A 22,428-nucleotide genomic window follows, 5' to 3' on the forward strand; every position below is an offset into this window, starting at 1 on the left:
GGGGCCAGATGCCGGGCAAGAAGACGACCCGGGAGGCACGGATGGGCGGGTTCACACGGCGCGGGATGATCGCGGCGGGCGGTGCGGCGCTGGCGGCGGGGCCCGCCATTCCGGGCGTAGCCTGGGCGCAGAAGCGGAAGCTGTCGGCCAACGACCGCGTGAACATCGCGGTGATCGGCGCGGGCGGACAGGGCGCGTCCAACATGGCGCAGCTCACGGGCGAGAACATCGTGGCGGCCTGTGACGTCGACTTCGACCGGGTGAACCGGCAGATGCTGGACAAGCATTTCCGGCCCAACCCCTTGAGGGTTCCGCTGCAGGCCGCCTACGACAAGGCGACCCGGTATTCCGACTACCGCCGGATGTTCGACGCCCAGAAGGACATCGACGCGGTGGTGATCGCCACGCCCGACCACCACCACGCGGTGGCGGCGCGGATGGCGATGGAGCGCGGCCTGCACGTCTATGTGCAGAAGCCCCTGACCTACACGGTCGAGGAGGGGCGCAAGCTGCTCGCCCTGGCCAAGGCGAACCCGGGGCTGGTCACCCAGATGGGAAACCAGGGGCACTCGGGCGACGACGGCCGGCGCGTGGTGGAGCTGATCCGCGGCGGGGTGATCGGCAAGGTCTCGGAGGTCCACGTCTGGACCAACCGGCCGGTGTGGCCGCAGGGCGTGCCGCGGCCGGCGGCCGTGTCGACGCCGGACGGGATGGATTGGGGCAGCTGGCTGGGGCCGGCCAATGTGGACTGGGGCTATCACCCGGACTACGCCCACTTCAACTGGCGCGGCTGGATCCCGTTCGGCTGCGGGGCGCTGGGCGACATGGGCGCGCACCTGATCGACTTCCCGTTCTGGGCGCTGGAGCCGGGCCTGCCGACGCGGGTGGAGACGCGCAATTCCAAGTGGGCGGGCAACGCCAGCCTGTGGGACGTGAAGCGGCCGGCCGAACTCACCAGCTTCCCGCTGGCCTGCATCACCCACTACGAGTTCGGCAAGGCGAAAGGCGGCCCGCTCCGGATGACCTGGTACGACGGCGGCCTGTTGCCCCCGACCCCGAAGGGCTTCCCCGCCAACGTGCCGATCAGCGGCGACGGCGGCGTGCTGTTCATCGGGACCAAGGGCATGCTGCTGCACGAGACCTACGGCGAGAAGCCGGTGCTGATCGGCGAGGGCCTGGAGGAGAGGGCCAGGAAGATCGGCCAGTCGCTGCCGCGCATCAAAGGCGGCCTGCGCGGCCACGAGCAGAACTGGGTGCGCGCGATTCGCGGCGAGGAGGCCATCTCGTGCCCCTTCGACTACGCCGTGCCGCTGAACGAGACGATGATCCTGGGCATCGTGGCCCTGAAGGCCGGCACGCCCATCGAATACGACGGCGCGACGGGGCGGGTGACCAACAACGCGGACGCCAACCAGTACCTGGGGCGGACGTATCGGAAGGGGTGGGAGCTGTAAGGGGAGGGCTCGCCCGGCAGGAGAGATGGTGACCGCGTTCGACCCTTAGCGGACCCTCACCTCCCCCGCGAAGCGGCGGGAGGGGGACCGGTCGCCGAGCGCAGCGTAGAGCGATTGGTGGAGGGGGCGGGCCTCAGGCTCAGCGGAACGATTGGCTGTGTTCGGCTCAGCGGGTGTGGCCCGCCCCCTCCACCACGCGCTCTACGGCCGGCTGCGCCGACCTCGGCCCGTGGTCCCCCTCCCGCCGCTTCGCGGGGGAGGTGAGGGCCGCCAACCACCCCTAGCTGACGTTCGCCCGGTCCGCTTGTGGCGCCCGCCGCTGGAGTTTGCGGCGGCAAGGCAGTGGCGCGCCAGGACGTAGACCGCGATGTCTCCAACCTTGGCGCCAGGCCAGGCCAGAGCAGCGCTCGCGTCACAGATCGTTGCGCAGCTTGGCGATCGTGGCGGCCCGGGTCCCGGGTCTCCGCACTCTTACGAGCGCTGCGCCCGGGATGACGGAGGGAGCCGTGAGGGTCAGGCCTCGCGGGCCAGGGCCGCGACCGGGATGTCAACGACAGGCAGGCGTTCGAACTCAGGCCTGGCAAACAGGTAGCCCTGGATGTAGCGCACGCCGAGGGCGCGCAGAGCTTCCAGTTCGCCTTCGGTCTCGATCCCTTCGGCGATCACTGTGACGCCCAGCGCGGCGCACATCTTGACCACGGCGTCGATAATGATCTGGCGCGGCAGACTGCGGTCCAGGTTCCGCACGAGTTCCATGTCCAGCTTGATGATGTCGGGCTGAAACTGCGCCAACAGACCGAGCCCGGCGTGGCCAGCTCCGAAATCGTCCAGCGCGGTGCCGAACCCCATTCGCCGATAGCTGTCGACGATCTTCGCGACATGAGCCGGATTGGCCATTTCCTCGTTCTCGGTGAATTCGAAGATCAGCCGATCCGTCGGGAAGTCGATCGCCGCCGCGGTCTTCAGGGTCAGCTGGATACAGGCCCTCGGTTCATAGACCGCGTTGGGCAGGAAGTTGATCGACAGCTTCGCCGGGGTCTGCAGCAGACCCGCGGCGGCGGCGGTCCGGATGGCTTTGACCCGGCATTGCTGATCGAACGCATACCGGTTGGCCGATGTCACCTGCCCGAGCACGCTGGCGGCCGACTGGCCCTGGGGTCCGCGCACCAGCGCTTCATAGGCGAAGGGCTGCGACGTGGTGAGGTCCATGATCGGCTGGAACGCCATCGAGAACGTGAAGTCCAGGTCTCTGCCGTCCCGACACCCTTCGCAGGCAGAACGAGCGTCGGTCATCTTAAGCCTCGAGGTTCAACTGGTGGTCCGCGACGTTAGTCTGCAGCCATGAAAGACCCATTAGCGATGCTGCTGAGCGGCCCCGGCTTGGCCGCGGGGCCCTGCGACACTGGCGCGCGGGGGGCGCTGTGTTTGAAGTGAGGGGCGCGTACCTATCCCCCTTGCATAGCGCCTGAACCGCTTCCGCTGCGCGGCTGAGGCATAGGTATCATGGGCCCTTTTCTACCGTCGCCGATCACCTGGGGATGCCTGATGGCCAAGATGCGATCAAAGTCAGACCTCCCGACCAAGCTCTGCGTCGTCTGCGGTCGGCCGTTCACCTGGCGCAAGAAATGGGCGCGGGACTGGGTGAACGTGAAGTACTGTTCGGATCGCTGTCGCACCGTCGGGGCGCCGCCTCCAACGCCGCGCCCGGGATGACGGAGAAGGTGAAGTTCTGCAGGGCGTGGCAAGATGGACGCTTGCTGGCGCGCGCGGGGGGGCCGTGACGGACGAGACCAGACGAGACTCCCTGATCACGGCGGCCGCGATCGGACTGATCGCCTACGTCCTCGCCGACGTGGCGCATCACCTGTTTGGGCACGCGGCGGCCTGCCTGGCGCTGGGCGGCCAGCTTCAGTCGGTCACCTCGATCCATGTCGCCTGTTCGGTCACCGGGGCGCCGGTCGATCTGGCGGGCCCTGCGGCGAACCTGGCTATCGGCGTGGGCGCTTGGCTTTGGGCCATCCCGACGCGCCGCCCGCGCCTGAGGCTGTTCCTACTGCTTTGCGCGGCCTTCAATCTCCTGTGGCTCGAGGGCCAACTGGTCTTCAGCGCGGCCGCGCGCCAGGACGATTGGGACCAGTTGATCCTGGCGCTGACGCCGCGGGAGACATGGCGCTGGGTGCTCATCGCCATCGGCGCCGCGGCCTATGTTGGGACGGTTCACGCGCTGGCGATGTCGCTGCGCGGCTTCGCGGCGCCAGACCCGGCCCGCTTGAAGCGCCTGATGCTCGTGGCCTACGCGGCGGGCGGCGTCGCGGCGCTGGCCACGGGTCTTCGCGATCCCGGCGGCCTGCAAGCCGTCCTTCGTCAGGCAGGCCCGCAAGCCTTGCTCCTGCCTCTGGGCCTCCTGTTCATACGGTCTCGGGCGACGGGGCCGGCGGCGGACGCCATTCGCTTCAGCGCGGGATGGCTGTCAGCCGCCGTTCTGATCGTGGTGGCCTCGGTGGTCTGGCTGGGTCCGGGCCTGAGCTGAGATCATCGGATCCCGAGGCCCCTTCACGGCTCGCAATCGGGCCATCGCAGATGTTCTGACCCTCCCCGCGCACCCCGGACTCCACGGCCCGGCGCAAACCGGCTAGGCAGGGGTCATGCTTCGCGTGTTCCTGTTCTCCGTCCTGGCCGCCGTGGTGGTGGTGATTGTGGCCTATGGCACGGTGGCGGTGGCCGCCGAGGTCATCAGCCGGACGTACAAGCCGCGGGGCGAGTTCGTGGACATCGGCGGGCGGAAGCTGCGGCTGGTCTGCGAGGGGCCCGAGGCGGCCCAGTCGGAAGGGGGGCGGCCGGTGATCTGGCTGGAGTCGGGAGCGTTCAGCGGGGCGGCGGACTTTGCCGCGATCCAGCAGAAGCTGACGGCCAAGGGGCATCGCAGCTGCGCCTATGACCGGGCGGGCATGGGCTATTCCGACAAGGGGCCGAAACCGCGGGACGGCGATGCGATCGTGGGCGACCTGAAGGCGCTGATGGCGGCGTCGGGCGAGCCCGGGCCCTATGTGCTGGTGGGCCACTCGATGGCGGGGCTCTACCTGCGCCAGTTCGCGGCCCAGAACCCGGACCAGGTGGTGGGGCTGGTGCTGCTGGACGCGGTGACGCCCGAGATGATCCAGCAGCGGCAGGCCGGCCAGTTCGCCAAGCGCATGCGCGACATCTCGCATCTGGGCGCGATCGCCGGGACCATCGGCCTGACCAAGCCCTTCTACTGGTGGGGCGACCGCATTGGTCTGCCGCCGCAGGGCAAGGCCGAGAAGCGGCGGGGCGTGATCTCGGGCCGCCAGAGCCGGGCGGCCTATGTGGAGGTGCAGTCGTGGAGTGCTGCGGCCCAGCAGGCCGCGGCGGCCGGGCCGCTGAAGCCCGAGTGGCCGGTGGCGGTGATCACCGCGGGGCCAGACCGGCCCAGCCCGTGGACCGTGGTGCGGCAGGCGCCGGCGAAGGGCTCTCGGTACGGGATGATCGAGGCCATCCCGGGCGCCGACCACCGCACCATGCTGGGCCTGAAGTACGGCGATCGGGCGGTGGCGGGCGTGGAGCACGTGCTGTCGTCGGCGGCGAAGGCTGTTCCCCCTACACTTTGAACGTCATGGCCGGCCTTGTGCCGGCCACCCAGAAGCACCGCCGGTCTGAAGGTTCGCAGCGGCGCTGCCGGGGGCAGCCTTGAGGCGTCTGCGTATCTGGGTGGCCGGGACAAGCCCGGCCATGACGTTCAGGTGGAGGTGATGGAAGGAGGGTTCAGGCCTTGGACCAGGCTTCCCAGATGAGCTGGCCGCCGACCAGGATCATCAGCACGTAGATCAGGGTGTAGAAGCGGCCGGGATCGATCCGGCGCACCAGCCAGACGCCGGCGAAGGTCGAGGCGATGGCCACCGGCAGGAGGGCGGCGGCGGTCGTCAGGTTCTGCGCCGTGAACTGGCCCAGCGCCCAGTAGGCCGGGACCTTGATCCAGTTGATCGTCGCGAAATAGATCGCCGTGGTGCCGACCAGGCTGGCGGGCGGCAGGGACTTGGGCAGCACCCACATCTGGAACGGGGGCTGGCCCGCGTGGGCGATCTGGCTGGTGAAGCCCGAGGCGGCGCCGAGGCCGAAGCCCAGCGCCGTGTCGGCGGCGGGCGGCAGGTTGCGCGGAGTCGGCGTCGCGGACGCCCGTGAGAGCCAGAGCCGGTAGGCCGCGAACAGGATCGAGATCGCGCCCAGCACCGCGAGGATCGTCACCGACGACACCTGGGCGGCCAGCAGGTAGCCGGCGAGGATGCCCAGCGCCGCGCCCGGCAGCATGACCAGGAGCGTGCGGCGGTCCCACGTCTTGCGGAACGCCCAGACGCCGACGACGTCCTGCACGATCAGGATCGGCAGCAGGATGGCGGCGGCCTGCACCGGCGAGATCGCGAGCGCCAGCAGCGGCATCGCCACGGCGCCGACGCCGGAAAACCCGCCCTTCGCCAGGCCCATCAGGACCACGGCGGGGACCGCGAGCGCGTAGAAGACCGGGTCGAGGATCATGGCGAGGGCGACGGCGGGGCGCCCTAGTCGTCGAAGCCCACGAAGACGGTGGCTTCCTGGACCGACTTGCGTTCGGAGACCACGGCGTTGGCCGGGAAGGTCTCGTCGGGCCAGCCCAGCGCGATGCTCTTCATGATCACCTGGTCGTCGGCGACGCCGGCGTGCTCGCGCACCACGGGCGACTGCATGATGCCCTGGCTGTTGATCACCGCGCCCAGGCCGCGCGACCAGGCGGCGTTGACCAGGGCGGTGGCCACGGCGCCGCAGTCGAAGGGCGCGTCGTCCATGCCCTCGAGCTCCTTGTCGAAGGTGACAATGATGCAGACCGGGGCGTCGAACTGGCGGAAGCCGCGCAGCACCCAGTCCTGGCGCGCGTCCTTGTCGTCGCGGGCGATGCCCATGGCGCCGAACAGTTGCTTGGCGACGCCGATCTGGCGTTCGCGGTGCTTGCCCTCGAAGCCCTTCGTGCCGATGCGGAACTCGCGCGACTGGGGCACGCCGGCGAGGTTGCGCTCGGTGTTGCCGGCGCGGATGCGGTCCAGCGGTTCGCCGGTGATGACGTAGAAGTTCCAGGGCTGGACGTTCATCGAAGACGGCGCGCGCATGGCGAGGCCGATGATCTCTTCGATCAGTTCGCGGGGCACGGGATCGGGCTTGTAGCCGCGGATGCTGCGCCGGCCGCGGATGACGTCGTCGAATTCCATGGATCCCCCGGTGGTGTTCTTGCTGTGTCGCACGCGCTCTAGCCGCATTGCCGGGCGCGGTCGACCGTGCCGCAGCGTCTACATCCGCTCGGGCGTCTCGATCCCCAGGAGGTCCAGGGCAAGTTCCAGCTGGCGCAGGGTGGCGGTGGCCAGGGTCAGGCGGCTGGCGCGCGTCGCGGGTTCCGACTGCATGATCGGGCAGGCGGCGTAGAACTTCGAGAAGGCCTGGCTCAGGCGATAGGCGTGCTCGGCCAGGGTGTTGGGGGCCTTCTTGTCGTAGGCCTCGCCGAGCGCCGTCTCGAAGGCGTCGAGCGTCAGGACCAGGTCGCGCTCGGCGGGCTCGGAGACGGTGACCGGACCGGCCGTGTGGCCTTCGTCGGCGGCGCGGCGCAGCAGGCTTTTCACCCGGACGGCCTGGTAGAGCAGGTAGGGGCCGGTCTTGCCCTCGAAGCTGGAGAAGCGGTCGAGGTCGAAGACGTAGTCGGTGCCGCGGAAGTTCTGCAGGTCGGCGAACTTGAGCGCGGCGACGGCGACCTTGCCGGCGATGGCCTCGAACTCGTCGGCCGAGAGGCTCTCGCCCAGGCCCGCCTCGTGCAGGCGCTCGCGCGCCTTGGCGCGGGTCATCTCGATCAGGTCCTTCAGCTTCAGGACGCCGCCTTCGCGGGTCTTGAAGGGCGTGCGGTCGGGCCCGTTCATGGTGCCGAAGCCCACGTGCTCGAGCTGGCCCTGCTGGGCGTAGCCGGCCAGGTAGGCGGCGCGGAACACAGTCTCGAAGTGGTCGGCCTGGCGGCGGTCGACGCAGTAGATCACGTAGTGCGGATCGAACTCACGCTTCCGGTCCAGGATCGTGGCGAGGTCGGTGGTGCCGTACATCGCCGAGCCTTCGGACGAGACGACCAGCAGCGGATCGGGGCTGGGCACGACGACGACGCTGCCGTCGGGCAGCTTCTTCTTCTTGGTTTCGCCCGGGCCGGCCACGCGGACGATCTGGGCGCCCTGGTCCAGCTCGAGCAGGCCCTTGGCGCGGAGCTCCTCGACCATCGGGGCGACGAGATCCTCGACGTCGCTCTCGCCCTTCCACCAGTCGAAGTCGACGCCCAGGGCGTGGAAGTCGCGTTCCAGCGCCTCGCGGGTCACATCGCGGAAGCGTTCCCAGAGGGCATAGTAGCCGGCCTTCTTCGACTGCAGCTCGGCGGTGAGGCGGCGCGCGCGGTTGCGGAAATCGACGTCGGTCTTCGCGCGGGCGGCGGCGGCCGGGTAGAGGTCGCCCAGGTCGTCCAGGCCCAAGGTCGCCAGCACGGCCAGCCGCTCGCGGTCGGCCTCGGTGACCTGGCCCTTGGCGTTCAGGTCTTCGACGAGGGCGGCGATGTCGGGGTGGGAATCGCTGACCGCGGCGATCAGGAGGCCCATCTGGAAGCCCCAGTCGCCGAAGTGGGCGTCGCCGATCACCGTATCGCCGCGGAAGCGGTAGAGGCGCTTCAGGCTCTCGCCGATGATCGAGGCGCGCAGGTGCCCGACGTGCATCTCCTTGGCCACGTTGGGGCCGCCGTAGTCGACGATCACGCGGCGCGGGTCGGCCACCGTCTCGGCGCCGGCGCGCGGATCGGCGGCGATGGCATTGGCGCGGGCGGAGAGGGCGGCGTCGGCCACCTTCAGGTTCAGAAAGCCGGGGCCGGCGATCTCGACCGACGACAGGCGCGCATCGCCCTTCAGCCGCTCGGCGACGGCGGTGGCGATCTCGCGCGGGTTCTTGCCCAGGCGCTTGGCCGCGGCCAGGGCGCCGTTCGACTGGAAGTCGGCCAGGTCGGGCCGGTCGGAGGCCGTCACGCGGGCCAGTTCGGCGGGCACGCCTTCGGCGGCGAAGGCGGCTTCCACCGCCTCGCCAAGCACCGTCTTGAGATCACTCATGGGTTGGTCGTGGCGCCTGCCTGGCCGACGTTGAGGCGGAAGCGCTTACCTTCGCGGTTGAAGGCGGCCATCTGCGGCGTCACGTCGAAGCCGACCAGGACCTCGAAGTTCGAGCCCGAGGTGGTGATCGAGGCGCGCGGGATGGTGATCGAGCCGATGTTCTCGGTGGCGTAGACGCGGTCGACGCCCTCGGGGAAGGTGACCGGGATCTCGAACCATTCCTTGGCCAGCACCGTGCGGTTCCGGTCGGTGACGGCCACCCAGTATTTGAAGGTCTTCTGGCGGCCGGTCGACTGCGGGCCCTTGCCCAGCTCGAACAGGATTTCCATCGTCACGTCGATGGGCTGGGCGTCCTTGTACGAGCAGCCGGCCGAGATGCCCTGGATCTCGCCCGACCAGGCGACGTTGGCCGAGGCCTCGCGGCCTTCCTTGAACTCGACATAGCGGGCCGCGTCGTAGAGCGACTTCACGAACGGGCAGGGGCCGGCGTTGCGCAGGGCCGGCAGCGGCGCCTGGACGTCGCCCCACTCTTCCTTCTGCCGGCGCTTCTTGGCGGCCTCTTCCTGCTGCTTGCGCTGCTCGGCCTCGGGGTCGCGACGACCGCTCTGGGCGTAGCTGGCCGAAGGGACGGCGGTGAGGGCCGCCATCACGGCGGCGGCGAGGAGCATCTGGCGGCGCATGGAAGGCGTCCAATAGGTAGGGCCGCGCAGGGGGCGCGGTGTCACCGGTTCAGTACAGCGGGATGATTGCGGCGGCAACGCGACGGTTGGTGGCGGGGCGGTAGGGGTAGCGGTGATCGCCCCTCCGCACTAGGTTCCGCGCCATGTCGAGCCGTCCGCCTCTCACCGTCCTGCTGGCCAGCCCGCGCGGCTTTTGCGCGGGGGTGGACCGGGCGATCCAGATCGTGGAGCGGGCGATCGTGAAGTACGGGGCGCCGGTCTATGTGCGCCACGAGATCGTGCACAACCGCCACGTGGTCGACCGGCTGAAGGCGCTGGGCGCGGTGTTCGTCGAGGAACTGGACGAGTGCCCGACGGACCGGCCCGTGGTGTTCTCGGCGCACGGGGTGCCCAAGGCGGTGCCGGCCGAGGCGAAGGCGCGGCAGATGCTGTACCTGGACGCCACCTGCCCGCTGGTCTCGAAGGTGCACGTGGAGGCGCAACGCCACTTCGACGCCGGACGCGAGATCGTGCTCATCGGCCACGGCGGCCATCCCGAGGTGGTGGGCACCATGGGCCAGCTACCGGACGGGGCTGTGCGACTGATCGAGACGGTGGACGACGTGGCCACGTTCGAGCCGAAGGATTCCGCCAACGTGGCGTTCGTGACCCAGACCACGCTGTCGGTGGACGACACGGCCGAGATCGTGGCGGCGCTGCATGCCCGGTTCCCGGGGATCGCCGCGCCGCACAAGGAAGACATCTGCTACGCCACCACCAACCGCCAGGAGGCGGTGAAGACGGTGGCCGAGCGGGCCGAGGTGTTGCTGGTGATCGGCAGCGCCAACTCGTCGAACTCGGTGCGGCTGGCCGAGGTGGGCCGCCGCGCGGGCGCGCGGAGCTATCTGATCGAGGACGCCAGCGTGCTGGAGCTGCGCTGGCTGGACGGCGTGACGACCGTGGGCGTCACGGCCGGGGCCTCGGCGCCCGAGGTGCTGGTGCAGGGCGTGATCGACAAGATCGCCAGGGCCTTCGAGGTGACGGTCGAGGACGTGGACACGGCCCGCGAGACGGTGACGTTCAAGCTGCCGCGGGCGGTGGCTTAGGGGCTATCGGAGCTGTGGTGGCCGCAGCGTTCTTGTCTCCAGCCAAGCTGACAGATCGTCGATGCTGACCTCGCCTTTTGCGACGCCCAGGATGATGGCCGTGGCGTCGTCTGGCGTTGCGGTCAAGACGATACCGTTGTCCGCCAGGAACTGACCGAGAGCGATAAACGCCATGCGCTTGTTGCCATCCAAAAATGGATGATTGGAGGCGATGCCTACGGCGTATGTCGCTGCCAGTTCCAGGACGCTGGATACCTGCTCATAGAGGTAGCGATTGGTCGGTCGGGCGAGGGCAGACTCAAGCAGCCCTTCGTCACGAAGGCCCGCAGCGCCTCCGGACGCGGCCACAACGTCTTCGTAGAGCGCGAGCATCAGCGCTTTATCCAACCAGACCGGCGCGGGCATGGATCCTACTTCGCGAGATCCTGGAAGGTCTTGTCGTAGCGGTCGAGGAACGCGCGACCGCGCGCGCGACGAGCCTCGAAGGACATGTCGAGTTGGCCAATCGTCAACTGACCGTCGCCGCTTACCTCGAAGCCAACTTGTTTCCCGGCGGTCGCACCGAGCAACTCCTGAGCCTCGGGACTCAAGAGGATGGCGAGGCCCTTCTCAGTTTCCTCGATCTTCAGGACGATCATCTTCGGCCTCCGCTCGCGAAAGCTAGCACGACCTCGAGTCGGTCCCTAGGGGGAGCGAGCATCTGCTCGCCGGGCGCCAGACGGCTCTCGTCGTCTCAGCCGAGGAACACGCGGCCACAAACCCGCCGCGGCAGCGCCCGCGGGGTTGACCGGGTGGGCGACGTGCAGCACTCCCCGGCCATGGCGGTCTACACCGACATCACCGACGACGAGCTCGCGGCCCTGCTGGCCGATTTCGAGCTGGGCGAGGCGTTGTCGTTCAAGGGGATCGCCGAGGGCGTCTCGAACTCCAACTTCCTGCTGGAGACCGAGGGCGGGCGGTTCATCCTGACGGTGTACGAGGCGCGGACGAACCCCGACGACCTGCCGTTCTTCCTCGAACTGATGCGGTGGCTGGCCCGGCACGGCTATCCGTCGGCCGAGCCGATGGCCGACCGGGAGGGGCGGCTGATCAAGCATGTGCGCGGCAAGCCCTGCGCGATCACCGGGTTCCTGAACGGGCTGTCGGTGCGCCGCCCGACGGCGGCCCACTGCCGCGAGGCGGGCGGGGGGCTGGCGGCGCTGCACCTCGCCGGCCACGGCTTCCCGATGACCCGGGAGAACGACCTGGGCCAGGCGGCCTGGGCGGGAATGTTCCAAGGCCTCGAGGGCGCGGCCGATGGGCTGAAGCCGGGCCTGGCCAAGACCATCGCCGACGATCTGGCGCTGTTGGCCAGCCGCTGGCCCAAGGGTCTGCCGACCGGGGTCTGCCACGCGGACTTCTTCCCCGACAACGTGTTCTTCACCGGCGGTGAGTTCTCGGGCGCGATCGACTTCTATTTCGCCTGCACCGAGGCCTTCGCCTACGACGTGGCGGTGGCGCTGAACGCCTGGTGCTTCGAGGCCGACGGCAGCTTCAACATCACTTCGGCGCGGCAGCTGGTGGCGGGGTATGAGGCGGTGCGGCCGTTGTCGGACGCCGAGCGCTCGGCGCTGCCGATCCTGGCGCACGGGGCGGCGATGCGGTTCTTCCTGTCGCGCCTGCAGGACTGGGGCTCCACGCCGGCGGGCGCCCTGGTGAAGCCCAAGGATCCGCTGGAGTACGAGCGCAAGCTGGCGGTTCACCGCAGCTCGCCCGACCTGGTGCTGTTCGGGACGCCCGCCTCGAGATGACCCCGGGCGTGACGATCTACACGGACGGCGCGTGCTCGGGGAATCCCGGGCCCGGCGGCTGGGGCGCGATCCTGATGCACGGGACGACCGAGAAGGAGCTCTCGGGCGGCGAGCTTCAGACCACCAACAATCGCATGGAGCTGATGGCCGCCATCCAGGCGCTGGAAGCGCTGAAGAAGCCTTGCCAGGTGGAGCTGCACACCGACAGCCAGTACGTCCAGAAGGGCATCCATGAGTGGATCCACTCGTGGAAGCGGCGGGGCTGGAAGACCGCTGACGGCAAGCCCGTGAAGAACGATGATTTATGGCGGCGCCTTGACGAAGCCCGGGCGCGTCACGACGTGACGTGGCGGTGGGTGAAGGGCCACGCGGGCCACGAGCTGAACGAGCGGGCGGATGCGCTGGCGCGGAAAGGCTTGCGGGAGACCGTCGAGGCTGCGTCGAATTGATCATTCAACTTTGAACGTTCAAGGTTGAATGATTACGCTTCTCCTGCCTGAGTTGGAGGAGCTGGGCCCATGGCCGTCGTCATCGAGGAACATCCCGAAGTTCAGGTCTTCGACGAGATCAGCCTGATCGAGCACGGCGTGCGCATGGCGATCTCGCGGGCGCTGCCGGTGGGCCTGAGCTATCCCCAGTACGAGGTGCTGAACCTGATCGCGCGCCGCGGCGACGATCTGACGCCGGCGGCGATCTCGGAGGCGCTACGCATGACGCCGGGGGCGATCACCAATACCCTGCAGCGGCTGGAGGCCACGCAGCTGGTCTCGGTCGAGCCCTGCATGGCCGACCGGCGCAAGAAGCGCGTGCGGATGACCGACAAGGGCCGTGAGGCCTACAACCGCTCCATGGCCGCCATCCGGCCCAAGGTGGAGAAGCTGCGCGAGGGCTTCACCCAGAAGGAGTTCCGCGAGGCCCTGCCGTTCCTGCGGGCGCTTCGGGTCTGGATGAGCGACCTGCACTGATCGCCGAGCGCGCGGGGGTCAGAAGGCGCGCGTCAGGTTCACGCCGAACTGGCGATCGTCGTCGGCGTAACCGGCGCCGGTGGCCGTGTGGCGGCGTCGAAGGCCGCGTCCACCGACCAGCCCTTGCTGCGCCCCCAGGGGCAGAGACCTGAGCGGATCGGCCGGACGCGGACGCCCGGCCGACCGCAGCAGGTCAGTTCACGATCTTGAGGTTCTGCAGGAGGCGGCTGCTGATCAGCGTGGCGTACTCGCTCCGCTTGGCGCCGGCGGCCGCCGCCTTCTCCAGCGAGCCGTAGACGGCGATCGCCGTCTGATCCGCGCGCTCGAACGAGCGATCGTACGAGGCGAGGTCCTTGAAGGTGATGATCAGGTAGAGGTTGGGCTCACCCGGACGACGCGTGATCGGCTGGGACACCCCGTATCCGAGGATGCCGCCCACCTTCTTGCCGATCTCGAACGAGGCGCGCTGGTTGGTGGCGTAGTCCTGCATGAAAGTGTTGAACTTGCCGGGCGCGATTTGGAACTCCTGCACCAGGGTCACGGACTCCTTGTCGTAATTGCGGGGTGCGGGTTGGGCCATGGCGGACGCGGCCGTGAGCAGCATCGCGCCGAGCGCGATCACGAAGGATTTCATCATGTCTGAGGTCCCCGGAGCGCGGCGGCTCGGGTGAGCGCCCGCCTCCGCTCACACAACGCCGATACTTGCGGCCGGAGCGCCATGGACCTGCGATTGAGCGCGGCCCAACCTGCAGCCGCGCTCAGGCCCGGCCGGCGGCTTGCGGCGCGAGGCCTATTCGGCCAGCGGAGCGTAGCCGATGTAGCCGCGCTCGACCATGCGGCGCAGGCCGTCGTAGGCGGTGGCCAACTCGTCGTAGGTGGTTCGCAGGTGGGTGAGGCCGGCCACCTGTTCGCGGGTGGGCGCCGCCCCGGACTCGCTGATGGCCAGGGCCGCCACGACCCATCGCGTGCGGGCCAGCGCCGCGGCGGTCGCGAGCTTCTGCACCCGGTCGCCCTCGATGGCGCCCACCGCGCCCGACAGCAGCTTCTTGTTGGCGGCGTAGGCGGCGTAGTCGATCTGTTCCAGGTGGCCCCGCAAGGCGCGTTGCGCCTTGGGATCGACGTCGTCGTCAGGCTCGAAGTGGTCGCTGGAGGCGCGGCGCGTTCCGATCAGCTTGCCCATGGGAAGTCCTCTGCGGGCGAGCAGCTTCGGGTAAAACACCTAACATTCCATTCCGATCGAGCCCGAGAACGGCGATGGCGGCCGTGGGGATTCAGTGGAAGGCGCTGCGACGGCCCGTGGACTCCGGCGAGAGTTCGGGAAGGGATTCCGCCTCGCCGGGCGCGAGCTGGAGATGATCCCAGCAGCCGTGGCGCCGCAGCAAGGGTTCCAGGTCGGCCGCCCCCTCCGCGAGGGCGCGGGCGAGCGCCACCTTCAGCCAGCCCAGGCAGAGCTCTCGGTAACTGTTGGCGCGGGCTATCAGCGGCAGGCCGCGAAGCGTGATCTCGACCGTCGGACGATCGGCCCGCACGGCCGCGGCATTGGCGGTCATGTACGGCAGGAAGACCTGCCCGATCAGGGCGAGGAGGTTCTCGACCCCCGGTCCCAGGGCCTGGGAGGGCTCTCTCCAGGCTCCCTCGATCCCGGAGGCGTCGTACATGTCCTGCACCCACTGGAAGGTGCGGATGGCGTCGCGGCGCATGATTGCGGAGGCGGTGGGGTCGATGGCGAGCTGCGAGAGCTGGCCGAAGAGTCCGATGTCGCCGATGGACGGGCGTCCGCCGAACAGGAAGCGACTGACGCCCAGCTGGGCCTCGATGGCAGCCAGCACCTCGGGATAGGTCGAGCGCAAGAGGGGCCGGTTGACCTCGCGCTCGCCCATGCGGGACAGGACCCCCGTCTGGCGTTCCCGAAAGCGCGCGACGATCGCGTCGAACTCAGGTCCGGGCATGGCGCCCAGCCAGCCCGCCATCTGACGACGGGCGCAGAAGGCCTGGTCCGCCTCGGCGTCCCACCGGTAGTCGAACAGCGGCAGGACGAGCCATTCGTCAGCGAAGTCCTCGATCAACAAGGCGAGGAAGCGGTCGCTGGGATTGTCGGGCAGCAGGCTGCGCACGCCGGGGTGGCGCTGTTCCAGCGCCAGGATCATGGGCGTGGAGTCGCACCAGTAGCGGCCGTCCGGCAACTGCATGACCGGGATCATGCCCTTGTCGGCGGCCTTCAGTTCGCCGCCGTCGCCGAGGTAGCCCTGCGGGACGATCCAGTTGTGCGGGATGCGCCGGTAGCGGAGCGCGGCGCGCAGCTTCAGCGAATAGGGCGAGCCGGGTCCGCCCAGGATGCGGTACCGACCTTCGCCGCCGGCCACGTCATTCATTTCCAGATCCTCTCCTCAGCGCAGTCCGGCGCCGTCGGTGGGGCGCGTCTTCCGTCTGGCGCGGGCCCGGTCGCCTGAAGGCCCTAGAGGCCCTTTGCCTTCGCCAGATTGGGCTTTGGTATCGCGTGTTCGAAGGCCCCGCCCATCTTGGCCTTCTCGGACGCCGTGTCGGCCCAGGCGCTGACGAAGGCGGTCGGCGTCGGGGCCGTGGGATCCCCGACGGCGAGCGTCCAGGCGCGACCGTCGAGCGCCTTGGTCAGCGCCGCGCGCAGGTCCAGGTCGTCGGTCGGCGGGTCGGCCGGGGGCTTCAGCAAGGCGTGCAGGACCAGGGCGTCGGGGCGGGCCGCGACGACCGCGAGCGGCGCGCCCGCCGGCACATCCTTCAACGCGGAAAGGAACCCGGCCAGCGCCATGCGGGCGCGCGTCGTGCGGCGGTCGCCGCCGGCGCGGCCGACCGGCTCGGCGTCGGCCCGCACGAACGCCCAGCCGCCGTTGCGGTGGACGGCGTCGTGGCTGGCGGCGATCCAGATGCGGGTGGCGGCCACCTAGTCCTTCTGCTCGGCGTAGATCTTGACCAGGCGGTAGCTGAACTCGCGGGCCTCCATCAGCGACGAGACGCCGATGCGCTCGTTCAGGCCGTGCAGGCGGCCCAGGTCAGGGTCGTAGAAGAGGCCCGAGACGCCGTAGGTGGGGATGCCCACCGCGATCAGCGCCGGGGCGTCGGTGCCGCCGGCCTGCAGCACCGGCACGACCGGCACGCCGGGCCACATCGCCTGCGACACCTTCTCGATCGGGCCCACCACCGCGGGCGTCAGCGGCGGCGCGGCCTTGGGATCGACGCGGTCGATGGCCACGTTCGAGCCCACGGTGACCTTCGCGTCGCCGACGACCTTGGCCAGGGTGTCGCGCACCTGGGCCGGGGTCTCTCCCGGGAAGATCCGACAGTTGACGGTGACCGTCGCGCGCTGGGGCAGGGCGTTCTGGGCGTGGCCGCCCTGGATCATGGTCGGGATGCAGGTGGTGCCGAGGATGGCGTTGTTATTGGCGTCGCGGCTGAGGACGGCGCGGGCCGCCTTGTCGTTCGGGTTGGCCACGATGGCGGTCATGGCCGCGCCCTGCTCGCCGCCCACGATCGGCGCCATGCGGGTGAAGAAGGCCCGGGTGGTGTCGTTCATCTGCACCGGGAACTCGTAGGCCTGGACGCGGCCGATGGCCTTGGCGAGCTCATAGATCGCGTTGTCCGGCACGGGACGCGAGGAGTGGCCGCCGGGGTTGGTGGCTTCGATCTTGAAGCTGAACGAGCTCTTCTCGCCGGCCTGGATGGTGTGGGCGATGCGGTTGCCCTTGTCGTCGAGATTGCCGCCCGCGCCCTCGTTCAGGGCGAACGCGGCGTCGATCAGATCGCGCTTGTTCTGGGCCAGCCAGCGGGCGCCGTTGACGTGGCCGCCGCCTTCCTCGCCGCAGGTGAGCGCCACCTTGACTGTGCGGCGCGGCGTGTAGCCCTCGCGCTTGAAGCGGATGATCAGGTCGGTCCAGATCGAGGCCTGGGCTTTGTCGTCACTGGCGCCGCGGGCGTAGAAGTAGCCGTTCTCCTCGACCAGCTTGAAGGGGTCGCGCTCCCAGTCCTCGCGCTTGGCCTCGACCACGTCGATGTGGGCCAGCAGCAGGATGGCCTTGGCCTTGGGGTCCTTGCCGGGCAGCACGGCCACCAGGCCGCCGTCCTTCGGCCGGCCATCGGGGGCGAAGACGGTGAGCTGGCTGTCGGCGAAGCCCGCGGCCTTCAGCCGGTCGGCCATGCGCTGGGCCGCCAGGGTGCAGTCGCCCGCCGAGAAGGTGGTGTTGGTCTCGACCAGCTCCTTGTAGAGCGCCCGGAACTGGGCCTCGCCGGTGTCCTTGGGCGCTTTCTGGGCCAGCACGGGCGTGGCCACGAGCGACAGCGCCGTCAGCGCCGATACAAACCTGAACATCGATAACCTCCCCCGACGAAGGCGCGGACTATTCCACCGCCCCGCGCCGTCGGGCAAGGCATGGCGTCGTGTGCGGCGGCAACGCCCCCTCCACCACTTCGTGGTCCCCCTCCCCCGCAAGCGGGGGAGGAACTGAGGGCGATCGATCCGCTCTGGTTCCTCCCCCATTCATGGGGGAGGGGGACCGCGAAGCGGTGGAGGGGGCCCTTAGGCTCAGCTCGCCGCGGCGGCCGCGAAGACCTCCTGGCTGAGGCGGCCGCTCATGCCTTCGGTGGAGGTGTTGGTCATCAGCACGACGCTCTTCCTGCCAGCGGGATCGACAAACCAGCTGTGGCCGTAAACGCCGCCCCACATCCAGGCCCCGGCCGGGAGCGGCGAGCCCGAGGCGGCCGGGTCCAGCATCACCGCGCCGCCGAAGCCGAAGCCCCAGCCGGGGCCGCTGGTGACGATGGCGTGGCTGCCGGTCTGATTGGTCATCATCGCGCTGGCGGTCTCGGGCCCGACCACGCCGCCGCCGCCAGTGCGGATGGCTTCCAGGAAGGTGAGGAAGTCGGGCGCCGAGCAGACCATCCCCGCCCCGCCGGACGGGAACGATCCCGGGGTGAAGATGCGGTCCGGGGCGAACTTGATGCCCGAGAGCTCGGCGAACGGGACGGTGTGGGTCGCGCCCATCGGCTGGGGCGGCGGGCCGTCGGCATAGGGGCAGGCCAGCCGCGCCTTGTCAGAGACGGAGAAGCCGGTGTCGGCCATGCCCAGCTTGTCGGTGACGCGCTCGCGGACCACCTCGGGCAGCGACTTGCCCGTGGCCGCCTCGACGGCGGCGCCCAGGACATCCATGCCCACCGAGTAGAGCCACGCCACGCCGGGCGGAAAGAACAGGCCGGCTTCGGTGATGCGCTTCAGCTCCTCCGGGAAGCCCAGACCGGGCTGGTCCATGCCGTCGGACACGCCCAGCTGCAGGTAAGGGCCGTCGACCGGCTGCATGAAGCCGTAGGACAGGCCGGCGGTGTGGGTCATCAGGTGGCGCAGCGTGATGGTCAGGGGCTCGCCCTGCCAGCGGGGCTGGAACTCGGGCAGGTAGCGGATGACGGGATCGTCCAGGCCCACGACGCCGGCCTCGACCAGCGCCAGCACGGCGGCGGTGACCATCGGCTTGGTCAGCGACGAGGCGCGGAAGATCGCGTCCCGCGTCATGGGCCGGCCGGTCTCCAGATCGGCGTGGCCGGCGGCGCGGGCGTAGGCCAGCGCGCCGTCCTTGGCCACCAGCAGCACCGCGCCCGCCACGCGACCCTCGCTGAGGGCGGAGTCGACGATGGGATTCAGCGCGGCGGCGAGCGCAGTGTCGGGACGTTCCTTGATCTCGGCCATGACGATGATCCCCCTTTGGTGTTTTCGTTGGGTGCAGAGCTAGCCCTGCGACGCGGCGTCATTCAAACCGATCCTGCGCTCAGGTGTTAGAGGCCGGGAGGCATTCGATGACCGATCTGCTGCATGTGGTGTGTCCGCACTGCGACGCCAGGAACCGCCTGCCGGCCGCACGGCTGCGGGAAGCGCCGAAGTGCGGCCGCTGCCAGAAGGCGCTGTTCACCGGCGCGCCGCTGGCGCTGGACCAGGCGCGGTTCGACAAGCATCTGGCGGGCGGCGACCTGCCGCTGATCGTGGACTTCTGGGCCGAATGGTGCGGCCCGTGCCGGGCGATGGCCCCCATCTTCGCCCGTGCGGCGGCCGAGCTGGAGCCGCGCGCGCGGTTCATCAAGGTGGACGTCGATGCGAACCCGGCGCTGCAACAACGCTACCGCATCCAGGGCATCCCCGCGCTGATGTGCTTCGTCGGCGGCAAGGCGGCCGCGCAGCAGGCGGGCCTGAGCGACCCCGGCGTGTTCCGCCAGTGGGTGGACCGGTTCGCGCCTGCGACCACCTAGGCGTTGCCCTCCCTAGGGTAGCCGCCGGATAATGACGGGGCGGAAACCTGGGTGGGAGTGCGGGCGTGCGGGACGGAATCGAGCAGGGAACCTGGGAAAGCCACAGGCCGAAGCTGACCTACCCCTTCGATCATGCGCCTAAGGCGGGCGAGGCCGTCGACATCGCGCCCGGTGTGAAGTGGCTGCGGATGCCGCTGGGCGGGGCGCTGCAATGGATCAACGTCTGGGCGATCGAAGACGGCGACGGCTATGCGATCGTCGATACCGGCATCGGCGGCATGGAGACGCGCAACGCCTGGCGCGCGGCGCTGAAAGGGCCCCTGGGCGGCAAGCGGGTGACCCGGGTGTTCGTCACCCATATGCACCCCGACCACATCGGCATGTCGGGCTATCTCACTCGCAAGTTCGACGCGCGCCTGTGGATCACCCGCCTGGAGTACATCACCTGCCGCTCGCTGGCGGCCGACACGGGGCGCGAGGCTCCGCAGGACGCCATCGCCTTCTTCCGCGGCGCGGGCTGGGACGAGGAGGCGCTGGAGAACTACCGCGCCAAGTTCGGCGGCTTTGGCCGGGGGCTCTATGCGCTGCCCGACAGCTTCCATCGGCTGAACGACGGCGACGAGGTGCAGATCGGCGCGCACAGCTGGCGGGTGGTCGTGGGCTCGGGGCACAGCCCGGAGCACGCCTGCCTCTACTGCCCCGACCTGAAGCTGCTGATCTCGGGCGACCAGGTGCTGCCGAAGATCTCGTCGAACGTGTCCGTGTTCCCCACCGAGCCCGACGGCGACCCGCTGACCGACTGGCTGACCTCGCTGAAGCGGATCAAGACCCAGGTGCCCGACGACGTGCTGGTGCTGCCGGCGCACAATGACCCGTTCCACGGCCTGCACGCGCGGCTGGACCACCTGGTGAACGGCCACGAGCGGGGGCTGGAGCGGCTGCACAAGCTGCTAGCCGAGCCGAAGCGGGTGGTGGACGTGTTCGGCGTGCTGTTCCGGCGCAAGATCGACGAGTACCTGCTGGGCCTGGCGACGGGCGAAAGCCTGGCGCATCTCAACTGCCTGATCGCCCGCGGCCAGGCGGTGCGCGAGCGCGACCCGAACGGCGTCGACTGGTACCGCGCGGCGGCGTGAGGTTTCCGGGTTCGCAAAGTGGACGGTGTCGGGGGGCGGAATTGGTTCTGCCTCTTGCGCCCACAGGCCAGTAGCTTACGTCGTATCTCCAACGCTTGTTTGAAAGGCTCGAGGGAGGGCCGGCGATTCCATGACCGAACATGTGCTGATCGAGACGGCGAACGGCGTGCTGACGCTGACGCTGAATCGGCCCGAGAAGAAGAACGCCCTGACCCCCGAGATGTACGAGGCGCTGGGCGACGCGATCGACAACGCCGCGGACGATCCGAACGTGCGCTGCATCCTGATCCAGGCGAATGGCGACATGTTCACGTCGGGCAACGACCTGGCCACGTTCGCGGCGGTGAACGCAGGCGACAACTCGCGCAACGAGCGGCGCGGGGCCAGCGCCCTGATCCAGGCGTTGGGCCGGGCGAAGACGCCGGTGGTGGCGGCCGTGAACGGCCGCGCGGTGGGCGTGGGCACGACGATGCTGATGCATTGCGACCTGGTGTTCCTGGCCGAGGACGCGTTGCTGACCACCCCGTTCGTGAACCTGGCGCTGGTGCCCGAAGCCGCGTCGTCGATCACCCTGCCGGCTCGGATCGGGCATGCGCGGGCGTTCTCGATGTTCGTGCTGGGCGAGGCGGTCGATGCGAAGAAGGCCGAGGCCTGGGGCATCGCCAACGCTGTCGTGCCCCTGTCGGAGCTGCGGGCGACGGCGCGGAAGGCGGCCGAGGCCGTGGCGTCCAAGCCGCCGTCGGCCGTGGCGATCACCAAGGCGCTGATGCGCGAGCCCGAACGCTATCTGGCGCGCATGCAGGAAGAAGGCGTTCACTTCAGCGCCCAGTTGAAGACGGCCGAGGCGGCCGAAGCGTTTGCGGCCTTCCGCGAAAAGCGGGCGCCCGACTTTTCGAAGGTGAGCTGAGATGACCGACCGCATCACGTCGCCGTTCGGCATGCGCTCGACCGCGAAGGAGGTGGCCGCGGGCCATGACCTGACCGGCGTCAACGCCATCGTCACGGGCGCCGCCTCGGGCATCGGGGTGGAGACGGCCCGGGCGCTGGCCGAGGCCGGGGCCGACGTGCTGCTGGCCGTGCGCAACACCGACGCCGGGCAGGTGGTGGCCGACGACATCAATCGGGCGGGCAAGGGCGTCGCCACCGTCGGCAAGCTGGACCTGTCGGACCTGGCCTCGGTCGGATCGTTCGCGACGTCGTGGGGCGACCGGCCGCTCAACATCCTGATCAACAACGCCGGCGTCATGGCCTGCCCGCTGGGCTACACGGCGCAGGATCTGGAGACCCAGATCGGCACCAACCACTTCGGCCACTTCCTGCTCGGCGCGCTGCTGGCGCGGGCGCTGATGAACGGGGCCGACGAGGGCCGGGCGAGCCGGCTGGTCTCGTTGTCGTCGATCGGCCACCGCCGCGGCGGGGTGGTCTTCGAGGACATCCACTATCGCAACCGGCCCTACGACAAGTGGGAGTCCTACGGCCAGTCGAAGACCGCCAACGCCCTGTTCGCCGTGGGCTTCCACGCGCGGTTCGCCGACCTGGGGGTGACGGCCAACGCGGTCATGCCGGGCGGCATCCGCACGCCGCTGCAGCGCCACCTGACCGACGAGGAGATGCGCGCCTTCGGCTGGATCGACGAGCAGGGCCGCGTGAACGACCGCTTCAAGACCCCCGAACAGGGCGCCGCGACCAGCGTCTGGGCCGCGCTGGCCCCCGAGCTGGAGGGCGTGGGCGGCCTGTACCTCGAGAACTGCAACCAGGCCCTGCCCTGGAGCGAGGCCAATCCGTTCGAAGGCGTCCTGCCGCACGCGCTGGACCCCGAGGCGGCCGAGCGGCTTTGGACTGTGTCGGAGGAGACGACGGGCGCGCGGCTGTAGCGGTTGCGGCGGCAAGCGCCTAGAAC

The 22,428-nt window shown here is 69.6% G+C and carries 25 protein-coding genes; 12 read left to right on the plus strand and 13 right to left on the minus strand.

Translation table 11 applies throughout. The annotated features are described in order from the left end of the window. Positions 1–41 precede the first annotated feature (41 nt). Entirely contained in the window at positions 42–1,454 is a 1,413-nt protein-coding gene (locus tag EPN98_RS19160) for a Gfo/Idh/MocA family oxidoreductase (RefSeq protein ID WP_293364527.1), read from the plus strand. Positions 1,455–1,967: 513 nt separating this feature from the next. Here the strand turns inward: EPN98_RS19160 and EPN98_RS19165 are convergent. Beyond that, a complete protein-coding gene (locus EPN98_RS19165; protein ID WP_293364528.1) occupies positions 1,968–2,747 on the minus strand; it encodes an EAL domain-containing protein in 780 nt (259 codons plus the stop codon). Positions 2,748–2,999: 252 nt separating this feature from the next. Here EPN98_RS19165 and EPN98_RS19170 point away from each other — a divergent pair, with 252 nt between their 5' ends. The 3 genes from EPN98_RS19170 to EPN98_RS19180 all read left to right on the plus strand — a co-directional run bounded on the left by EPN98_RS19170 (position 3,000) and on the right by EPN98_RS19180 (position 5,080). Beyond that, complete coding sequence (locus tag EPN98_RS19170; RefSeq protein WP_366558500.1) at positions 3,000–3,167, plus strand: DUF2256 domain-containing protein; 168 nt, start codon at positions 3,000–3,002, stop codon at positions 3,165–3,167. Between the two features lie 64 nt (positions 3,168–3,231). Continuing rightward, complete coding sequence (locus tag EPN98_RS19175) at positions 3,232–3,984, plus strand: hypothetical protein (RefSeq protein ID WP_293364529.1); 753 nt, start codon at positions 3,232–3,234, stop codon at positions 3,982–3,984. A gap of 115 nt (positions 3,985–4,099) precedes the next feature. Then, positions 4,100–5,080 (plus strand): alpha/beta hydrolase, encoded by a 981-nt coding sequence (locus tag EPN98_RS19180; RefSeq protein WP_293364530.1) that lies wholly within the window; start codon positions 4,100–4,102, stop codon positions 5,078–5,080. Between the two features lie 154 nt (positions 5,081–5,234). Here the strand turns inward: EPN98_RS19180 and EPN98_RS19185 are convergent, their stop codons facing one another. The 4 genes from EPN98_RS19185 to EPN98_RS19200 all read right to left on the minus strand — a co-directional run bounded on the left by EPN98_RS19185 (position 5,235) and on the right by EPN98_RS19200 (position 9,294). Then, on the minus strand, positions 5,235–6,002 hold the full coding sequence (locus tag EPN98_RS19185; RefSeq protein ID WP_293364531.1) for a sulfite exporter TauE/SafE family protein: 768 nt from the start codon (positions 6,000–6,002) through the stop codon (positions 5,235–5,237). A gap of 23 nt (positions 6,003–6,025) precedes the next feature. Next, positions 6,026–6,706: a nitroreductase gene (locus tag EPN98_RS19190; RefSeq protein ID WP_293364532.1), complete on the minus strand. Its 681-nt coding sequence runs from the start codon at positions 6,704–6,706 to the stop codon at positions 6,026–6,028. A 78-nt stretch (positions 6,707–6,784) separates the two neighbouring features. Next, positions 6,785–8,614, minus strand: coding sequence for an arginine--tRNA ligase (gene argS / locus EPN98_RS19195; RefSeq protein WP_293364533.1), 1,830 nt, complete (start codon positions 8,612–8,614; stop codon positions 6,785–6,787). Next, the gene (locus EPN98_RS19200; RefSeq protein WP_293364534.1) at positions 8,611–9,294 is read right to left on the minus strand and encodes a Tat pathway signal sequence domain protein; all 684 of its coding nucleotides are present in this window, start codon (positions 9,292–9,294) and stop codon (positions 8,611–8,613) included. Before EPN98_RS19200 ends, argS begins: the two co-directional genes overlap by 4 nt. 143 nt (positions 9,295–9,437) lie before the next feature. Here EPN98_RS19200 and ispH point away from each other — a divergent pair, with 143 nt between their 5' ends. Then, a complete protein-coding gene (gene ispH, locus EPN98_RS19205; protein ID WP_293364535.1) occupies positions 9,438–10,379 on the plus strand; it encodes a 4-hydroxy-3-methylbut-2-enyl diphosphate reductase in 942 nt (313 codons plus the stop codon). Between the two features lie 3 nt (positions 10,380–10,382). On the opposite strand, the gene EPN98_RS19210 is transcribed toward ispH, so the two are convergent. Together EPN98_RS19210 and EPN98_RS19215 are read right to left on the minus strand one after the other, a co-directional pair. Beyond that, positions 10,383–10,784 (minus strand): type II toxin-antitoxin system death-on-curing family toxin, encoded by a 402-nt coding sequence (locus EPN98_RS19210; protein ID WP_293364536.1) that lies wholly within the window; start codon positions 10,782–10,784, stop codon positions 10,383–10,385. Between the two features lie 5 nt (positions 10,785–10,789). Then, entirely contained in the window at positions 10,790–11,017 is a 228-nt protein-coding gene (locus EPN98_RS19215) for a hypothetical protein (RefSeq protein WP_293364537.1), read from the minus strand. Between the two features lie 180 nt (positions 11,018–11,197). Here EPN98_RS19215 and thrB point away from each other — a divergent pair, with 180 nt between their 5' ends. The 3 genes from thrB (at position 11,198) to EPN98_RS19230 (ending at position 13,134) form a co-directional block, all read left to right on the plus strand. Next, positions 11,198–12,169 carry a homoserine kinase gene (gene thrB / locus EPN98_RS19220; RefSeq protein ID WP_293364618.1) on the plus strand — a complete coding sequence of 324 codons (972 nt, stop codon included), beginning with the start codon at positions 11,198–11,200 and terminating at the stop codon, positions 12,167–12,169. Continuing rightward, positions 12,166–12,618, plus strand: coding sequence for a ribonuclease HI (gene rnhA / locus EPN98_RS19225; RefSeq protein WP_293364538.1), 453 nt, complete (start codon positions 12,166–12,168; stop codon positions 12,616–12,618). Before thrB ends, rnhA begins: the two co-directional genes overlap by 4 nt. A 69-nt stretch (positions 12,619–12,687) precedes the next feature. Continuing rightward, positions 12,688–13,134, plus strand: a complete 447-nt coding sequence (locus EPN98_RS19230) for a MarR family transcriptional regulator (RefSeq protein ID WP_293364539.1) — start codon at positions 12,688–12,690, stop codon at positions 13,132–13,134. Between the two features lie 193 nt (positions 13,135–13,327). Here EPN98_RS19230 and EPN98_RS19235 read toward each other — a convergent pair whose 3' ends face one another. From EPN98_RS19235 to EPN98_RS19260, 6 genes are all read right to left on the minus strand, one after another. Continuing rightward, positions 13,328–13,771 (minus strand): hypothetical protein, encoded by a 444-nt coding sequence (locus EPN98_RS19235; protein WP_293364540.1) that lies wholly within the window; start codon positions 13,769–13,771, stop codon positions 13,328–13,330. A gap of 153 nt (positions 13,772–13,924) precedes the next feature. Beyond that, complete coding sequence (locus EPN98_RS19240) at positions 13,925–14,314, minus strand: hypothetical protein (protein WP_293364541.1); 390 nt, start codon at positions 14,312–14,314, stop codon at positions 13,925–13,927. Positions 14,315–14,405: 91 nt separating this feature from the next. Beyond that, positions 14,406–15,506 (minus strand): glutathione S-transferase family protein, encoded by a 1,101-nt coding sequence (locus EPN98_RS19245; protein WP_293364542.1) that lies wholly within the window; start codon positions 15,504–15,506, stop codon positions 14,406–14,408. Positions 15,507–15,589: 83 nt separating this feature from the next. Next, positions 15,590–16,051 (minus strand): hypothetical protein, encoded by a 462-nt coding sequence (locus EPN98_RS19250; RefSeq protein ID WP_293364543.1) that lies wholly within the window; start codon positions 16,049–16,051, stop codon positions 15,590–15,592. Further along, positions 16,052–17,473, minus strand: coding sequence for a M20/M25/M40 family metallo-hydrolase (locus EPN98_RS19255; protein WP_293364544.1), 1,422 nt, complete (start codon positions 17,471–17,473; stop codon positions 16,052–16,054). It abuts the gene before it with no gap. A gap of 213 nt (positions 17,474–17,686) precedes the next feature. Next, on the minus strand, positions 17,687–18,841 hold the full coding sequence (locus EPN98_RS19260) for a serine hydrolase domain-containing protein (RefSeq protein ID WP_293364545.1): 1,155 nt from the start codon (positions 18,839–18,841) through the stop codon (positions 17,687–17,689). 107 nt (positions 18,842–18,948) lie between these two features. Between EPN98_RS19260 and trxC the strand changes: the two genes are divergently transcribed. The 4 genes from trxC (at position 18,949) to EPN98_RS19280 (ending at position 22,402) form a co-directional block, all read left to right on the plus strand. After that, positions 18,949–19,395: a thioredoxin TrxC gene (trxC, locus tag EPN98_RS19265; RefSeq protein WP_293364546.1), complete on the plus strand. Its 447-nt coding sequence runs from the start codon at positions 18,949–18,951 to the stop codon at positions 19,393–19,395. 65 nt (positions 19,396–19,460) lie between these two features. Next, positions 19,461–20,528, plus strand: a complete 1,068-nt coding sequence (locus tag EPN98_RS19270) for an MBL fold metallo-hydrolase (RefSeq protein WP_293364547.1) — start codon at positions 19,461–19,463, stop codon at positions 20,526–20,528. Positions 20,529–20,658: 130 nt separating this feature from the next. Then, entirely contained in the window at positions 20,659–21,435 is a 777-nt protein-coding gene (locus EPN98_RS19275) for an enoyl-CoA hydratase-related protein (protein ID WP_293364548.1), read from the plus strand. 1 nt (position 21,436) lies between these two features. Then, on the plus strand, positions 21,437–22,402 hold the full coding sequence (locus tag EPN98_RS19280; protein ID WP_293364549.1) for an oxidoreductase: 966 nt from the start codon (positions 21,437–21,439) through the stop codon (positions 22,400–22,402). Positions 22,403–22,428 lie beyond the last annotated feature (26 nt).

The organism is Phenylobacterium sp. (assembly GCF_004299445.1).
Lineage (GTDB): Bacteria > Pseudomonadota > Alphaproteobacteria > Caulobacterales > Caulobacteraceae > Phenylobacterium.

Bases quoted from the DNA above. Each gene is read 5' to 3' on its own strand.
- EPN98_RS19160 (WP_293364527.1), top strand. From the start codon at position 42: ATGGGCGGGTTCACACGGCGCGGGATGATCGCGGCGGGCGGTGCGGCG.
- EPN98_RS19165 (WP_293364528.1), bottom strand. From the start codon at position 2,747: ATGACCGACGCTCGTTCTGCCTGCGAAGGGTGTCGGGACGGCAGAGAC.
- EPN98_RS19170 (WP_366558500.1), top strand. From the start codon at position 3,000: ATGGCCAAGATGCGATCAAAGTCAGACCTCCCGACCAAGCTCTGCGTC.
- EPN98_RS19180 (WP_293364530.1), top strand. From the start codon at position 4,100: ATGCTTCGCGTGTTCCTGTTCTCCGTCCTGGCCGCCGTGGTGGTGGTG.
- EPN98_RS19185 (WP_293364531.1), bottom strand. From the start codon at position 6,002: ATGATCCTCGACCCGGTCTTCTACGCGCTCGCGGTCCCCGCCGTGGTC.
- EPN98_RS19190 (WP_293364532.1), bottom strand. From the start codon at position 6,706: ATGGAATTCGACGACGTCATCCGCGGCCGGCGCAGCATCCGCGGCTAC.
- argS (WP_293364533.1), bottom strand. From the start codon at position 8,614: ATGAGTGATCTCAAGACGGTGCTTGGCGAGGCGGTGGAAGCCGCCTTC.
- EPN98_RS19200 (WP_293364534.1), bottom strand. From the start codon at position 9,294: ATGCGCCGCCAGATGCTCCTCGCCGCCGCCGTGATGGCGGCCCTCACC.
- ispH (WP_293364535.1), top strand. From the start codon at position 9,438: ATGTCGAGCCGTCCGCCTCTCACCGTCCTGCTGGCCAGCCCGCGCGGC.
- EPN98_RS19210 (WP_293364536.1), bottom strand. From the start codon at position 10,784: ATGCCCGCGCCGGTCTGGTTGGATAAAGCGCTGATGCTCGCGCTCTAC.
- EPN98_RS19215 (WP_293364537.1), bottom strand. From the start codon at position 11,017: ATGATCGTCCTGAAGATCGAGGAAACTGAGAAGGGCCTCGCCATCCTC.
- thrB (WP_293364618.1), top strand. From the start codon at position 11,198: ATGGCGGTCTACACCGACATCACCGACGACGAGCTCGCGGCCCTGCTG.
- rnhA (WP_293364538.1), top strand. From the start codon at position 12,166: ATGACCCCGGGCGTGACGATCTACACGGACGGCGCGTGCTCGGGGAAT.
- EPN98_RS19230 (WP_293364539.1), top strand. From the start codon at position 12,688: ATGGCCGTCGTCATCGAGGAACATCCCGAAGTTCAGGTCTTCGACGAG.
- EPN98_RS19235 (WP_293364540.1), bottom strand. From the start codon at position 13,771: ATGATGAAATCCTTCGTGATCGCGCTCGGCGCGATGCTGCTCACGGCC.
- EPN98_RS19240 (WP_293364541.1), bottom strand. From the start codon at position 14,314: ATGGGCAAGCTGATCGGAACGCGCCGCGCCTCCAGCGACCACTTCGAG.
- EPN98_RS19245 (WP_293364542.1), bottom strand. From the start codon at position 15,506: ATGAATGACGTGGCCGGCGGCGAAGGTCGGTACCGCATCCTGGGCGGA.
- EPN98_RS19255 (WP_293364544.1), bottom strand. From the start codon at position 17,473: ATGTTCAGGTTTGTATCGGCGCTGACGGCGCTGTCGCTCGTGGCCACG.
- EPN98_RS19260 (WP_293364545.1), bottom strand. From the start codon at position 18,841: ATGGCCGAGATCAAGGAACGTCCCGACACTGCGCTCGCCGCCGCGCTG.
- trxC (WP_293364546.1), top strand. From the start codon at position 18,949: ATGACCGATCTGCTGCATGTGGTGTGTCCGCACTGCGACGCCAGGAAC.
- EPN98_RS19275 (WP_293364548.1), top strand. From the start codon at position 20,659: ATGACCGAACATGTGCTGATCGAGACGGCGAACGGCGTGCTGACGCTG.
- EPN98_RS19280 (WP_293364549.1), top strand. From the start codon at position 21,437: ATGACCGACCGCATCACGTCGCCGTTCGGCATGCGCTCGACCGCGAAG.